Annotated in this window: 17 protein-coding genes and 1 other RNA gene; 17 read left to right on the forward strand and 1 reads right to left on the reverse strand. The window is 50.3% G+C overall.

The window, feature by feature from the left end:
• Window positions 1-117 precede the first annotated feature (117 nt).
• Both msrA and ACYVUT_RS03365 read left to right on the forward strand, forming a co-directional pair.
• Window positions 118-645, forward strand: a complete 528-nt coding sequence (gene msrA / locus ACYVUT_RS03360) for a peptide-methionine (S)-S-oxide reductase MsrA (protein WP_484499947.1) — start codon at window positions 118-120, stop codon at window positions 643-645.
• 22 nt (window positions 646-667) lie between these two features.
• Entirely contained in the window at window positions 668-1,516 is an 849-nt protein-coding gene (locus tag ACYVUT_RS03365) for a patatin-like phospholipase family protein (protein ID WP_484499948.1), read from the forward strand.
• A gap of 54 nt (window positions 1,517-1,570) precedes the next feature.
• On the opposite strand, the gene ACYVUT_RS03370 is transcribed toward ACYVUT_RS03365, so the two are convergent.
• Window positions 1,571-2,452 carry a metal ABC transporter solute-binding protein, Zn/Mn family gene (locus ACYVUT_RS03370; RefSeq protein WP_439775329.1) on the reverse strand — a complete coding sequence of 294 codons (882 nt, stop codon included), beginning with the start codon at window positions 2,450-2,452 and terminating at the stop codon, window positions 1,571-1,573.
• A gap of 106 nt (window positions 2,453-2,558) precedes the next feature.
• On the opposite strand from ACYVUT_RS03370, the gene ACYVUT_RS03375 reads away from it, so the two are divergent.
• The 15 genes from ACYVUT_RS03375 (at window position 2,559) to ACYVUT_RS03445 (ending at window position 14,204) form a co-directional block, all read left to right on the forward strand.
• A complete protein-coding gene (locus ACYVUT_RS03375) occupies window positions 2,559-3,080 on the forward strand; it encodes a VanZ family protein (RefSeq protein WP_484499949.1) in 522 nt (173 codons plus the stop codon).
• An 82-nt stretch (window positions 3,081-3,162) separates the two neighbouring features.
• Window positions 3,163-3,894, forward strand: coding sequence for a YebC/PmpR family DNA-binding transcriptional regulator (locus ACYVUT_RS03380; RefSeq protein ID WP_484499950.1), 732 nt, complete (start codon window positions 3,163-3,165; stop codon window positions 3,892-3,894).
• 168 nt (window positions 3,895-4,062) lie between these two features.
• Window positions 4,063-5,034: a competence type IV pilus ATPase ComGA gene (comGA, locus tag ACYVUT_RS03385; protein ID WP_484499951.1), complete on the forward strand. Its 972-nt coding sequence runs from the start codon at window positions 4,063-4,065 to the stop codon at window positions 5,032-5,034.
• Window positions 5,006-6,004 (forward strand): type II secretion system F family protein, encoded by a 999-nt coding sequence (locus ACYVUT_RS03390; protein WP_484499952.1) that lies wholly within the window; start codon window positions 5,006-5,008, stop codon window positions 6,002-6,004. The genes comGA and ACYVUT_RS03390 overlap by 29 nt, the downstream gene beginning before the upstream one ends.
• A 22-nt stretch (window positions 6,005-6,026) precedes the next feature.
• Window positions 6,027-6,350 carry a competence type IV pilus major pilin ComGC gene (gene comGC / locus ACYVUT_RS03395; RefSeq protein WP_484499953.1) on the forward strand — a complete coding sequence of 108 codons (324 nt, stop codon included), beginning with the start codon at window positions 6,027-6,029 and terminating at the stop codon, window positions 6,348-6,350.
• A complete protein-coding gene (locus ACYVUT_RS03400; RefSeq protein ID WP_484499954.1) occupies window positions 6,347-6,784 on the forward strand; it encodes a pilus assembly FimT family protein in 438 nt (145 codons plus the stop codon). Before comGC ends, ACYVUT_RS03400 begins: the two co-directional genes overlap by 4 nt.
• Entirely contained in the window at window positions 6,774-7,040 is a 267-nt protein-coding gene (locus ACYVUT_RS03405) for a type IV pilus modification PilV family protein (protein WP_484499955.1), read from the forward strand. Before ACYVUT_RS03400 ends, ACYVUT_RS03405 begins: the two co-directional genes overlap by 11 nt.
• Entirely contained in the window at window positions 7,009-7,626 is a 618-nt protein-coding gene (locus ACYVUT_RS03410; RefSeq protein ID WP_484500880.1) for a type IV pilus modification PilV family protein, read from the forward strand. The genes ACYVUT_RS03405 and ACYVUT_RS03410 overlap by 32 nt, the downstream gene beginning before the upstream one ends.
• Before the next feature lie 141 nt (window positions 7,627-7,767).
• Window positions 7,768-8,766: a class I SAM-dependent methyltransferase gene (locus tag ACYVUT_RS03415; protein WP_484499956.1), complete on the forward strand. Its 999-nt coding sequence runs from the start codon at window positions 7,768-7,770 to the stop codon at window positions 8,764-8,766.
• 33 nt (window positions 8,767-8,799) lie between these two features.
• Window positions 8,800-9,987, forward strand: a complete 1,188-nt coding sequence (locus ACYVUT_RS03420; RefSeq protein ID WP_439776420.1) for an acetate/propionate family kinase — start codon at window positions 8,800-8,802, stop codon at window positions 9,985-9,987.
• A 114-nt stretch (window positions 9,988-10,101) separates the two neighbouring features.
• Window positions 10,102-10,980: an IS982 family transposase gene (locus ACYVUT_RS03425; RefSeq protein WP_484502041.1), complete on the forward strand. Its 879-nt coding sequence runs from the start codon at window positions 10,102-10,104 to the stop codon at window positions 10,978-10,980.
• 68 nt (window positions 10,981-11,048) lie between these two features.
• Window positions 11,049-11,410, forward strand: a transfer-messenger RNA (tmRNA) gene (ssrA, locus tag ACYVUT_RS03430).
• A gap of 173 nt (window positions 11,411-11,583) precedes the next feature.
• On the forward strand, window positions 11,584-11,739 hold the full coding sequence (locus tag ACYVUT_RS03435; protein ID WP_439775790.1) for a hypothetical protein: 156 nt from the start codon (window positions 11,584-11,586) through the stop codon (window positions 11,737-11,739).
• A 177-nt stretch (window positions 11,740-11,916) separates the two neighbouring features.
• On the forward strand, window positions 11,917-12,642 hold the full coding sequence (locus ACYVUT_RS03440) for a response regulator transcription factor (RefSeq protein ID WP_003613569.1): 726 nt from the start codon (window positions 11,917-11,919) through the stop codon (window positions 12,640-12,642).
• Window positions 12,639-14,204, forward strand: coding sequence for a sensor histidine kinase (locus ACYVUT_RS03445; protein WP_439775788.1), 1,566 nt, complete (start codon window positions 12,639-12,641; stop codon window positions 14,202-14,204). The genes ACYVUT_RS03440 and ACYVUT_RS03445 overlap by 4 nt, the downstream gene beginning before the upstream one ends.
• Window positions 14,205-14,231 lie beyond the last annotated feature (27 nt).

Genomic DNA, 14,231 nt, shown 5'->3' on the forward strand with positions numbered 1-14,231 from the left:
AACAGCCTTTTAGCCATGATAGCGGTTCCCGGGCGAATATTTTCTGAGCAGAAGATTTCCTATCTTTTTTCTTTGGAGTACAATTAAAGCTAAGTGAAAAAATGACGAGGTGATTTTATGGAGAAAAAATTGGACAGCGCGATTTTCGCGGGCGGCTGCTTCTGGTGCATGGTCGCTCCTTTTGACACTTTGCCGGGCATCGAGAGCGTTACGGCTGGCTATACGGGCGGCCATGTGCCCAACCCGACTTATGAGCAGGTTTGCAGCCACACGACTGGCCACACGGAAGCGGTCAAGATCGTTTTTGACCCGGATCTGATGTCTTATGAAGACCTGCTTGGCTACTACTGGCAGGTGACGGATCCGACTAACGCCAGCGGCCAGTTCCAGGACCGGGGAGACAACTACCGGCCGGTGATTTTTTACAATTCACCAGAGCAGAAGGCGGCAGCGGAAAAGTCCAAGCAGGAACTGGCGGAAAGCGGCCGCTTTGATGATCCGATCGTGACCAAGATCGAACCTGCCGCGCCATTTTATGAAGCTGAAGACTACCACCAGCAATTTTATTTGAAGCATCCGGACCGCTACGCGGCTGAAGAAGCCGGAGGACGTGCCCAGTTTATCAAGGAGCACTGGGGCAAGTAAAAGGATGACAAGGGGGGACGGCATGAAGAAAGGTTTAGTGATGGAGGGCGGCGCCATGCGGGGCCTGTACACGGCCGGGGTGACCGACGTCCTTATGAAATATGGGATCAAGTTTGACGGGGCGGTTGGCGTTTCAGCCGGGGTGGCCTTTGGCTGCAACTATAAGTCCCTGCAGCCTGGTCGGGTCTTGCGCTACAACCTCCGCTACGGCGGCCGGCCCCAGTTTAAGAGCTGGCGGTCCTGGCTCAAAACAGGTGACCTCTACGGGGCGGACTTTTGCTACTACACTTTGCCAGAGCGCCTGGATCCTTTTGACACGGCAGCTTTTGCCAGAAACCCGATGGACTTCTGGTGCGTGGCAACAGACGTAGAGACGGCCCAGCCAGCCTACCACAAATTGACCACTGGCAAGGGGCGGGACGTGGCCTGGATCCGGGCCTCAGCCTCGATTCCTTTCTTTGCCCGGCCGGTTAAAATCGGCAGCCACGCCTACTGGGACGGGGGCGTCAGCGATTCAATCCCGGTCCGCTTTCTTTTGGAGAAAGGCTATGATAAAGCTGTGGTTATTTTGACCCAGCCAGCCGGCTACCAGAAAGAGCCGTCACGCCTGCAGCCAGTCGTTGACCGGGTCTTGAAGAAGTACCCGGCTGTCGTGGCGCGCCTCAAGCAGCGGCACCAGGAATACAATGACTGCCTGGCTTATATCGCTAGAGAAGAGGCAGCTGGAAGGCTTTTTGTCTTCCGGCCCAGCCAAGATATTGACGTCAGCGCCATGGAGAAAGATCCTAGGCGCCTTAAGGCGGTCTACCAGGTCGGCGTCAGGGATGCCAGCCGGCAGATTGGGGACTTGAAGGAATTTTTACAAGATTGATGACATACAAAAAACGGTGACTGAGGATGCAGTCACCGTTTATTATTCTATTCCTTATTCAGCCAATTTGGCCAGCTTCTGGTAGTTAGCCAGCATCCAGTCGGCGTAAGCCACCTTGTTTGGCATGGTTTCGCGGACTTCCAGGATCGGGATGCCCTGCTTCTTGGCCTTCTTGACGAAGGACTTGACCATGTCTGAGCTGGCTTGGGTGTTGTTGACAAAGAAGGCAATCTGCTTTTTCTTGATGGCCTCATTCATCTTAGCAATCACGGCCGCGCTTGGGTCAGTTTCCTTTTCAGTAGCTTCTTCAAAGTTCTTGTTGCCGATCTTAAAGCCGGTCCGCTCTAAGGCGTAGTCAAAAACCGGCTCGCTGACAAAGACCTGCTTGGCCTTTTCGCCCTTGATCTGGTCAGCGACTTGGTCGATCTTGTCGATCTTTTTCAGGTACTTTTTGGCCTGGGCCTGGTAGTAACTGGCGTGCTTCTTGTCAATTTTGCTCAGCTCCTTGACCAGGTAGGCGACGTACTTTTTCGGCATGGACAAGTTGTACCAGATGTGGGGGTTGGCGCTGGAATCCAGCTGCAGCAAGTCTTCCCCGACCTTGACGGCCTTCTTGTCGTTGGAGGCGGCCAGGTTGTCCATCCAGCTGTCATAGCCCATCCCGTTGGCGACAATGATGTCGGCCCCAGCTACCGTCTTAGCGGCGTTGGTCGTTGGCTCGTAGTCGTGGGGGTCGGAGTTGCCGTTGGCGATCAAGGCGGTAGCTTTCCCGTATTTGCCGACGATATTTTGGGCGATGTCGGCGTAAATGTTGGTCGAAGTCACAATCTTGATCTGGCTGCTGGAAGTCTTTTCATTTTTTGCGCAGCCGGCTAAAAAGAGAGTGGCCAAAAAAAGAATTGGCCAGATGATTAACTGTCTGTGTTTTTTCTTCATGTCTTTTCCTTTCAAGATCTGCAGCTCGCCTGCAAATCATAATAGAATACGGGAAAAAATCGTAAAAGTCAAGCAGCAGGATTCGATCGATGGTAAAATAAACGACATGAATGATTTTAAGTTTAGTAAAAGAGAAAAAGTTTACCTCCTCCTGGCCCTGGCCGTTTTGGTCATGCTCTTCATCTCAAGCTCGATGACCTACCATGAGCAGAAGATGAAGGCAGGTTTTATCCATACCTATCTGGGCTGGCTGGAAGATTTGATTCACCGGCTCAACATTTATTACGGCGGGGTCTGGCACAATGTCAAGACTGACGGATCGGCCGGCTTTACCCAGTTCGTGGTCCGGAAACTGGCCCATTTTACCAGCTACTTCTTCTACGGCCTCTTTGCCTACCTAGGTCTGCGGCGAGTTTTTGTCATCAAGTGGACCGGGCCCCTCTTTGTCTGGGCCAGCGCCTTTGCCTTCGCGGCCATGGATGAGTTCCACCAGTTTTTGACCGGGGACCGGACGCCGAGCGTACACGACGTGATGCTGGACGCCAGCGGAGCGCTCTTGGCCATTGTTTTGGCGGTGATTTTTTATCAAATAAAGCAGGGGCGGGAGCGAAAAAAATCGGCCATTTAAGGGCTGAAACCGTTGAATTTCTGCCTTTCCTGAGTTATGATAAAAAAGTTGATTATATTAATTACAGAAAGAAGGATCCTAAATGTCAGGACATTCAAAATGGCACAATATTCAAGGCCGCAAGAATGCGCAAGACGCTAAGAGAGGGAAGGTTTTCCAAAAGCTCTCCCGTGAAATTTACATGGCTGCAAAGAGTGGTGGTCCTGACCCTTCAGGTAATCCAAGCTTGCGTTTGGTCATGGACAAGGCACGTGCTGCCAACATGCCAAAGGACAACATCCAACGGGCCATCAAGAAGGCTGAAGGCAACTCAGATGAACACTACGATGAAGTAACTTACGAAGGTTACGCACCGGGCGGCGTTGCCATCCTGGTTGAAGCCTTGACTGACAACAAGAACCGGACTGCCTCATCCGTCCGCGTGGCCTTCACCCGCAACGGCGGCAGTCTTGGTGCTACTGGGTCAGTTGCCTACATGTTCGACCGCAAGGGCTACATTGTAATCGACCGGTCAACAACTGACGCGGATGAAGACCAAATGCTGATGGACGTCATGGAAGCCGGCGGCGACGACCTGCAAACCAGCGACGACGCTTACGAAATCTACACTGACGCCAAGAGCTTTACTGCTGTCCGCGATGCTTTGGAAAAGGCTGGCTACAAGTTGGCAGTTTCCGAACTGACCATGGTGCCGCAAAACACCACTCCAGTTCCAGACGACAAGAAGGAACAATTCGAAAAGCTGGTTGACGCTTTGGAAGACGACGATGACGTTTCCAATGTTTACACCGCTGCAGCTGACGACGAAGAATAATTCAAGCTGTAAATTAAGCTATACAAGACACGACTTTCTGCGGAAAGCCGTGTTTTTTTATGCTCTTTTGCGATTTTTTGGAAAAATTTTGACTTCTCAGAAAAAAATCGGCACTTTTGGCGTACTAGTAAGTGGAGGAGGAAAAAGAGAAAAAGAAAGGAGGACCTTGTGGAAGTTGAAGACAAAGCCCGGCAAATGCTGGAAGAAGCGGTTAGGATCCGGGCCAGTGACATCTTTTTCCTGCCCAAGAAGGGCGGATATAAATTGCGCCTGCGGGCTGGGGACTTGGAAGAAAGGCCGGACCTAACCTTGGAAGCGGGCAATGAATTAGTCAACTGGTTTAAGTACCAAGCCGAAATGGATATTGCTGAACACCGCCGCCCCCAGGTTGGCAGCATGGCTGTCAATTTGGCGGGGCAGGACTACTGGCTCCGCCTTTCTAGCGTGGGCGATTACCGGGGGAAGGACTCATTGGTGATCCGGATCATCTATGCTTTGGGGGAGAGCCGGTACTTTTTCCCGGACCAGTTTAAGGACCTGGTGGACCTCTGCTGGCGGCGGGGGATGATCGTGACCAGCGGGCCAACGGGGTCGGGGAAGACCACGACCATGTATGAATTAGCCAGAAGGCTCAGCCAGACGAAAATGGTGATGACCATTGAAGACCCGGTGGAAGTGTATGAGGAGAGCTTCTTTCAAGCCCAGGTCAATGCCGGTGCCGGGATCAGCTATGCCAGCCTCTTAAAGGCGGCCCTGCGCCACCGGCCGGACGTCTTGATCATCGGGGAAATCCGCGATGAAGAGACAGCCCATTTGGCGGTTGACGCGGCTTTAAGCGGCCACCTGGTTTTAGCCACAGTGCATGCCAAAAGTACCTACCAAACCATTTCCCGTCTGGAGAGCCTGGGAGTTAAAAATAACGAGCTGGTCAACTGCTTGACGGCGGTGTCCTACCAGCGCCTTCTGCCAGGCCAAAAAGGCCCGGCCTGCCTGCTGGACTTGGCCAGCAAGGAGGACTTGCTGGCAGCCTTAGCGCAGCCGGTCAGAGGGAATTTCGCCGTTTGGGAGGAAAACTTAAGCAAGCTGGTGGAGAAAGGAGAGATAAGCGAGGATGTGGCAAGGCAATATGAGGGCGGCTAGGCTGAAGCAGAGTGAGCAGGTGGAGCTGCTGGCTTTTTTGGCCAATTGCCTCAAGAACGGCTTTTCCTTGACCAAGAGCCTGCAGCTGTTGCCCCTGCTTTGGCCCAAGCGGAAAAAGCAGCTGGCCCGGCTGGATGAACAGATGCGGCAAGGAGAAGACCTGGGCCGGCTTCTGGCGGGGCTAGGCTTTAACAAAACGACCGTGACCCAGCTGGACATGGCACTTAGTCAAGGGCGGCTGGATGAATCCCTGGCCCAGCTGGCCCTTTTGGGGCGGATGAAGAATGAGCAGGTCAAGAAATTGCAGGGAGAACTGGCCTATCCACTTGTTTTGGCGGGGATGATGACCTTGATTTTGCTCTTCATGCAGAAATTTTTGTCGGTAGAATTTGCCGGCAGTTCCGCCAAGCAGGGGGATCTGCTCTTGCTTGTTTTAGTCTTTTTGCTGGTCTTGGTCATCATGTTAGTCGTTATCGCGGCAGCTTACATGAAAAAGCAGGACTATCAGTCTTTTAAAAAGCTCTTGACCTGGCCGCTTTTAGGGCCGGTGGTGGCCTTGTATGGCCAGTACTTGATCTCCTATGACCTGGGCATGCTTTTGGCCAGCGGCTTTTCCCTGCAGCAGATGTGCGACTTTGCCTGCCGGCAGGCGCCGGGGTCTCTCCAAGAAGAAGTGGGCAGGCGGGCAAGAGACGCGATTTTGCGGGGCAAGAAAGTAGAAGAGGTCATCCAGAAGGAGCCATTTTTATGCCAGGACCTCTTGATGCTGCTGCAAGCGGGCAGTGAGCGAGGAGAGCTGAGCCGGCAGTGCCTGCTTTTGTCCCGGCTTTTGTTTAACCGCCTGCGCCAGAAGCTTTCCAAGCTGATTGTCAACGTGCAGCCGGTCTGCTTTATCTTGATCGGCCTGTGCATTATTGGGATGTATTTGAAGCTGCTTTTGCCAATCTACGACAGCATGCAGCAGCTTTAGTTATTGAGGAGGAAAAAAGCAAATGAAACATTTAAGACGATTCTGGCCAAAACGCCAGCGGGCTTTTACCCTGATTGAAATGGTGATCGTGGTGGCCATCATCGCGACCTTGGTTCTCTTAATTTCGCCAAATTTGCTAGCCCAAAAGGACCATGCCGACAAGCGGACTAACGATGCTTTTACCACGACCATCCGAACCCAGGTGGAGCTATATGAGGAAAATACGGGCAAGACCCCGGTCTCTTTCCAGGAAATGGTGGATGCCCACTACTTGACGCAAAAGCAGGAGAAGCAGGCTGAAGACAAGAAGCTGGCGATCGGTGACTTCGCCAAGAGCGGAGAATGAGGCAGAAGGCCTTCAGCCTGCTGGAGACGGTGATCACGCTGGCCATCGCGGGGATGCTGCTGGGAATTGGGGAGATGAGTTTTCAAGGCTTTGAGGACAAGATCAATTTTGACCGCTTCTGCCGGCAGGCGGCGGGGCTTTTTCAAGAGAAAATCAGAAGCGCTGCTATTACGGGAAAGAGAGTCGTGATCTACAACCAAAATAGCCAGGGCAAACTCGAAGTCATTCAAGACGGAAAACATGAGAGCCTCAAGATTCCGGATGGGATTACGGTTGTTACAACTTACAGTGGAAAAACTGGCTTGATTGTCAACAGTGATGGGATTACCAGCCAAGCCTTTACGCTGATAGTCACGAAGATGGATAAGGGGAAAGAAGAGTATGTTAAAAAATACACCTTTTTGCTGTCATGGGGGAAGATCAATGAAAAGTAAGCAGGCAGGCTTTTTAGCCCTGGAGGCAGTAGTGGCTTTGGCTATTGTCTGTATTGCACTAACTGCCGCGGTTACCTGCCTCAGCGGGCTTAAAAAGCTGGAGCAAGAGTCAAGCCAGCGGGCCAACCAGGCTCTGGCCTACCGGATGCTGAAAGAGTGTCCGGTCAAGCGGGTCAAGGTCAGAGACCATGAGTATGTCTTGACCGGCAAAGGAGACCTGTATGATGAAACCCAGCGGAAGATTTGCCAAAAGTAAGGCTTTTAGCCTAATGGAGACCATGGTCGCCCTCCTGGTAACGGTGATTTGCCTATCTCTCTTGTCCTCATGCCTTAAGCTTTTTACCCTCTTTGAAAAAGACCGGCACGACCCCAATGAACTGGCCTTTTCTTACGTCCAGTTGTCCAAGTTTTTGAAAAAAGACAGCCAGCGGACTTATATTGATCTAGAGAATTCCAATCCTTTGAAGATCATGTTCATCAAAGAAGAGAAAAAGGATGACAAGAAGGGAGAAGAAAAAATAGACAAAGTTGGCTATGTTCTGGAAATGGACAATAGCGGAAATAATCTTCGGGTCAGAAGATCCGGAATAAATGGCGGCAACATGACCCTGCTGCCAATCTGGGGGGCAACGTTCGCGGCCAAAGATGGCTTGATGGAGGTTCATATCAATGAACATGGGAAAAGGTCAATTTTGTATTTTAAAGTCGACAAGGCACCGGAAAAAGACAAGGAGGCTGAGAAAAAGACTGAAGATAAGAAAACAGATCAGGTTAAGCCGGCAAAAGGGGAGCGCCCTGCTGACCAGCGTGCTGCTGCTAGCCACGACCATACTGCTGATTGAAAGCTATCTGGATGCTTATAAACACGTTATCCGGATCAACCAGCTGCTGGCAAATTACTTATGGGACGGGTGAAATTTCTTGCACCCTTCCTTGTAAATCATTAGAATTGGTATGTATTGCAAAGAAGGGTGGACTAAGTCATGAATAGAATTGAAGAACTGTTTGGGCAGACTTTAGAGGCAGTTGAATGTCTGCAAGAAGCCTTGAACGTGTCCCTGGCTGATGCCTTGGTGGAAACTTTTGACAACCTGGAAAGCGGGGAAATCCGCGTGGAAATGGGGGCTCCGGACCAAAAAACGGTGGTTGAGCTTAAAGAGCGCTACGCGGCTTTAGACTACAAGAACTGGTCAAAGGCCCAGAAAGAGCAGGTCTATGGCCTCCTGGTCCTTAAGGCCATCAATGACGACGGGCGGGATGCCAACCAGATGCCGACTCCGCCGCTTTTGGCCACGGTCTTGACCCTGTTTATGGACAAGCTCCTGCCTAAGAAAAAGCAAGTCCTGCTGGACCCGGCAGTTGGCAGCGGCAACCTGCTCTTCTCAGTTGACCAGCAATTGGCGGCCCAGAACCATTCAGAAGACCGTTTTGACCTGGTTGGTCTGGACAATGATGAAGAAATGCTCAATTTAGCCGACGTGGCCGCCCACTTGGCGGGACTTAAGGCCGACTTTTACTGCCAAGATGCCTTGACCGACTGGCCGGTCAAGCCAGACGTAGTGGTCAGCGACCTGCCGATCGGCTTTTACGCGAACGACGACAACGCCAAGAACTTTGACCTCCGGACCAAGGAAGGGCACGCTTACGCGCACGTCCTCTTCGTTGAGCAGATCGTCAAGAATCTGGCTGAAGACGGTTTTGCCTTTCTTTTAGTGCCGCAGAACATGCTGACTGGGACGGTTGGGGCCGACTTTATGCCATGGCTGGCCAGCAAGGTCTACCTGCAGGCGATCGTGCAATTGCCAAGCAGCTTATTCCAAAGCAAGATAAATCAAAAAAGTATCCTTATCTTCCAAAACCACGGCCAAAGCAAGCCGCCGAAGGAAGTTTTGCTCACAAAGCTTGAGAACCTGAAGAAGGAAGAATCTTTGGTAGCCCTTAATATTAAACTGAACGAGTGGTATACTAAAAAAGATAATTAAGTTTGTGAAGTGAGTAAAAGGAGTTTTTTAATAATGGATAAGATTTTAGCAATCAACTCTGGTTCATCTTCATTTAAGTATAAGCTGTTCTCATTAGCTGATGAGAGTGTCTTAGCTTCCGGCCTGGGCGACCGAATTGGTATCGATGGTTCAAGCTTTTCAATGAAGTTGGCTGATGGGACTAAGCATGAAGCAGAAGTTGACCTGCCAAACCAGGAAGCAGCCGTGCAAACCCTGCTGGACTGGCTGAAGGAATACGGCGTTATTGAAGACGTCAAGGAAATTGTCGGCGTTGGCCACCGGATCGTGAACGGCGGGGAATTGTTCCCAGACTCAGCAATCATCGACAAGGACAACATCCACAAGATTTTTGACTTGACTGACTACGCTCCTCTGCACAACCCTGCAGAAGGCCGCGGCATTCAAGCCTTCATGAACCTGTTGCCGGGCGTGCCGCAAGTCGGCGTCTTTGACACTTCCTTCCACCAGTCAATGGACGCGGTTCACTACCTCTACTCATTGCCATATGAATACTACGAGAAGTACAAGGCCCGCAAGTACGGCGCCCACGGCACTTCCGTCCGTTACGTGGCAGGCAGAGCCGCTGAAATGCTGGGCAAGGACCTGAAGGACCTCAAGCTGGTTGTCTGCCACCTGGGTTCAGGTGCTTCAGTTACTGCTGTTAAGGATGGCAAGTGTTACGACACTTCCATGGGCTTCTCACCATTGGCTGGGGTAACCATGGGGACCCGGTCAGGTGACGTTGACCCGTCAGTTTTGCAGTACATCATGAAGAAGGAAGGCATGACCGACTTCAACGAAATGATTGACATTTTGAACCACAAGTCTGGCCTTCTGGGCATTTCTGGTATCTCCAGCGACATGCGCGACATCCGGGAAAGCAGCGATGAACGGGCCAAGCTGGCTGATGAGATCTTCATCAACCGGGTAGTCCGCTACGTTGGCTCCTACATTGCTGAAATGGGCGGGGCAGACGCGGTTGTCTTCACTGCCGGGATCGGTGAACACGACGATGAAGTTCGTGAAGACGTGATGAAGTCCCTGTCCTTTATGGGCGTTGACTTTGACGAAGAAGCCAACAAGGCTGGCGACGAAGGCTTCATCACCAAGGAAGATTCCAAGCTGGCTGCTTTGGTAATTCCGACTGACGAAGAATTGATGATCGAACGCGACGTTGTCCGTTTGGCCAAGCTTAAGTAAAAGTTTTTAAGCAGAATACGCGTGGTGCTAGTTGAAATATAGTTTCAATTTCTTAACAAAAAAGGTCCAACATTGTAGACTCTAGTTGGAAAAAAGAAAGGAGTCCTTACAATGTTGAACCAACTACAGATTAAACGTTATAGTCACCGTTTGCAAGTGGAATTTCGAACTTTGTCGAAAATCTGCAAGAAACTTTATTACAAGTACGCTCCATCTCGGTTAACTCACCGTCGCAATGCCAGTCTGGTAAAGGTTTCAGACTACGAAATTATTGCATTACTTGTCTGGCAAGCTGAGGAAGGTATATCTTCTCAGCGCAGATTTGCTCGCTGTTGGGGACTTTGTGGGCTCTCCAGATCTCGTTTCAATCGCAGAGCTAGAGCGCTTCTTGGCATCACTGTTCAGATCGTCAACGAACTAAACTCAAGAGTCGATCTGTCTGATCAGTACATGATCATTGACAGTCTACCCATGCCTTTGTGTCAGCCAATCAGAAACCGCAGAGCTAAAGTGTTTGAAGGAATTGCCAACATTGGCTATAACTCAACCAAACAGTTTTACTATTACGGCTTTAAAGGCCACTTTGCCGTAGCTCAAGACGGTTATGTTCTTGGCTATGTAATCACACAAGCATCAATACACGATGCAAAAGAAGCAGAAGAGCTGATTCTCACTACCCATCCCGAAGGGCACTTTATTTTAGGCGATGAAGGCTATATAGGCAAGCAGCTGCACGATACTCTCAAGATAAACGGCTATATACTGTGGACACCTTACCGGAAAAATATGAAAGGTGCTAAGCAGCATAACAAAAGAGAGCTAATGGCAATTCGCCGAACGATCGAGAGTGTGTTCTCTGTACTAAAGTACTACGGAATTGAAAATATTCTTGCAAGAAGTACAGACGGTTTCCAACAAACCGTCGAGATAATCGTACTAACTTACAATATCAGCTACATCCTACAGAGATATGGACTCAACTTCTTCAACTAGCACCACGCGTAAGCAGAATATTTGAGGACATGGTCATTTTTTGCTAAAATGATCATGTTCTCTATTTCGGGGATGTTTTGGGATTCGACAGGCGCAGACCCGCGCTGGTTGCGATTCGTAGGTTACGTCTACGTTAAAACGTTAAACAGTTTAAATTAACTGCAAACGAAAACTCATACGCTGTAGCTGCTTAGTTCAGCCCAGCTGCCAATAGACTGCCTGCCCGTGGTGGTCTTGCGGTATCAACCTTACGGGATACGCTTGCTTATCACACCTGAATAAGCAAGAAGAGACTAACAGGTTAGCCGTGGCTGTTTGGCCCTGTCATATGGCGTTTTGCCCCGGTGAAGCTTAAATAATATGACTATGATCGTAGAGATTAGTGACGGGATGCGTTTGGACAGGGGTTCAATTCCCCTCATCTCCATCTGTTTAAGTAAAGAAGGCGCGTGTGCTTGATGCACGCGTCTTTTTTCGCCTTTTCCTGTTTTTTCAGAATAAAATAACAGATGCAATAAATTGCAAACAAATCAAGAGTATAATAAAAAGAGTAGAGACAATGGTTATTGCCTGTTAATACACTATGAGTGCAGGGGGGCAACAATGAAACTCAAACAATTTTTGCTGGGCGAATATAGCTGCCAGAAAGTCAATGAAAATGGCCGGACTAAGCTCAAGGTTGAACTTTCACCGGGCTTGCTGCCAACGGCTCTCTTTGCCTGGGCTGTTTACAAGTTCCTGACAAGCGAGGACGATTAACAGCAGTTTTTTTACTTTGGATTTTAAGTAAAAAAACATATAATTAAGGCAATTAGTCCGGTCTTGTGAAGAGGCTTTTCAATATTTTTTCACAGAATGATTGGCGGCTTTTGATACTTTTTTGCTAGGATTAAAATATGGTGCAGAACGCACAATTATTTGCTAAGGGGTTAAAAAATGAAGATCTTAATGGTAGAAGATGACAAGTCAGTTTCACAAATGATGGAATTGTTCTTCAAGAAGGAAGGCTGGGAACAAGTTTCCGCCTACGACGGTGAAGAAGCGGTCGAAATTTTCCAGACCCACCCGCGGGACTTTGACATCATCACTCTGGACTTGAACTTGCCGAAGAAGGACGGGATTCAAGTAGCCAAGGAAATCCGCCGGATTTCTGAAACTGTGCCGATTATTATGCTGACGGCCCGCGACAGTGAATCAGACCAGGTTCTGGGCCTGGGCGTCGGGGCTGATGACTACGTAACCAAGCCGTTCAGCCCAATCGCCTTGATTGCCAGAATCAAGGCCTTGCACCGGCGGGTAATGCTGGAAGGGCAGCCAAGAAACCTGCCGAAGAACATCCCAAGCAACGACTTCGACCTGGAAACCAACCACATCCGGATCTCCAAGAGCCGGCGGGAAGTCTACTTCGACGAAAACCGGGTTGAAGGCTTGACGCCAAAGGAATTCGACCTGCTCTACACCATGGCCCAAAAGCCAAAGCAGGTCTTCTCCCGGGAACAGCTCCTGGAACTTGTCTGGGGCTACGAGTACTTCGGTGAAGAAAGAACTGTCGACGCCCACATCAAGAAGCTGCGCCAGAAGCTGGAAAAGTCTGGCCCGCAGATCATTCAAACTGTCTGGGGCGTGGGCTACAAGTTTGACGATTCACAGGTTAACGCATGAAACTGATTTATCAGCATATTCTGAGTTTTTTGATAGTTATCTTGACTTCGGTCATGATCATTGGCTTTTCAACGATCAATTACCAGAAGGAACAAGCCTATCAAAGCAACTACACGCGCTTGGAAAGTTATGCCGAAAATCTTTCAACCCTGCAGCTGTACTCTAAAAAGACACAAAGCAAGAATTCACCGCCGGTTTTTTCCGCGGATTTCTTGCAAAAGTTTTCCTTCGTCATGCGGGATGAAAATCTTAAACTGTTTTTGATGGACAAGAACTTTAAGACGACATATCCCCTTGGCGGCTATGACATTTTAAAGAAGTCAGCTAAATCGATGCTGAAAAAGGGGCAGGTTGTCCGGATCAAGGACGACCACAGCAGCGAGCAGCGGGATCTTGCCCCGAAAATCCAGGGCCGGGTAAAGCGGGACGGCTTAAGAAAGCGGAGCAACCGCCTTTTCGCCGCTGAAAGCTATACCTGGGTCGTGGTTCCCCAGATCCAAGGATCAGGGTCAAACAAGAAGGTGGTCGGAGCCATCATGATTGGTTCCCGGGTCAAGGACGTCCTGCAGACCGTCAGCCAGGCCAAGGCTAACCTGGCCAGGGCCCTGGTGATCACCTTCGCGGTCAGCCTGATCTTGAGCTTTGTTCTGGCCTACTACCAAACCGGCCGGATCAAGAAGCTTTCCTTGGCTGCCCGCAAGGTCGCTGACGGTGATCTCGATGTGCAAGTTGACCACCGCCACGCTGATGAAATCGACGACCTGGCCGAAAACTTCAATGAAATGGTTCAGTCCTTGAAGGCCTCGAATGAAGAAGTCAAGGCCCAGGAAGAGCGAAGGGACCAGTTCATGCAGGACGTGGCTCACGAAATGCGGACGCCTCTGACCACGATCAATGGCCTTTTGGAAGGGATGAAGTACGACGCCATTCCAGAAGAATCAATTCCGGAGTCCATTGACCTCATGAGCCGGGAAACCAAGCGCTTGATCCGCCTGGTCAACGAGAACCTGGACTACGAGAAGATCAGAAGCGGTAAGATCCAGATGATGAAGTCCCAGTTCAATGCCCGGACGATTATGAATGACGTTCAGCAGCAATTGAGCCAGAACGCGGCTAAGAACGGGGACAAGATCATCCTCGATGCTCCGGAAGACCTGCCTGTTTATGCTGACCAGGACCGCTTCAAGCAGATGCTGGTAAACTTGACCCAAAACGCGATCCAGTTTACCAATGACGGTACGATCACGCTTAGGGGCCGGCGCTTCCAGCATGGGGCAACCTTTAGCGTCCAGGATACTGGGATTGGGATGACCCAGGAGCAAAGCAAGTACATCTTTGAACGCTTCTACAAGGCTGATCCGGCCCGGGCCCGCTACGGCGGCACCGGTGAATCCGGCCTGGGTTTGTCGATCGTTCTTTCCCTGGTCCGGCAGCATGGCGGGGAAATCAAGGTGACTTCCAAGCCGCATGAAGGTTCGACCTTTACGATCACTCTCTTTGATGAGGGGCATGAGAAGCACTACGATAAAAAGGACAAGAAAGAGTCCAAAGATAAAGAATAGCGACTAAAAAGCTTACCGGCTGCTGCC

Source organism: Lactobacillus sp. WILCCON 0059, assembly GCF_057197985.1.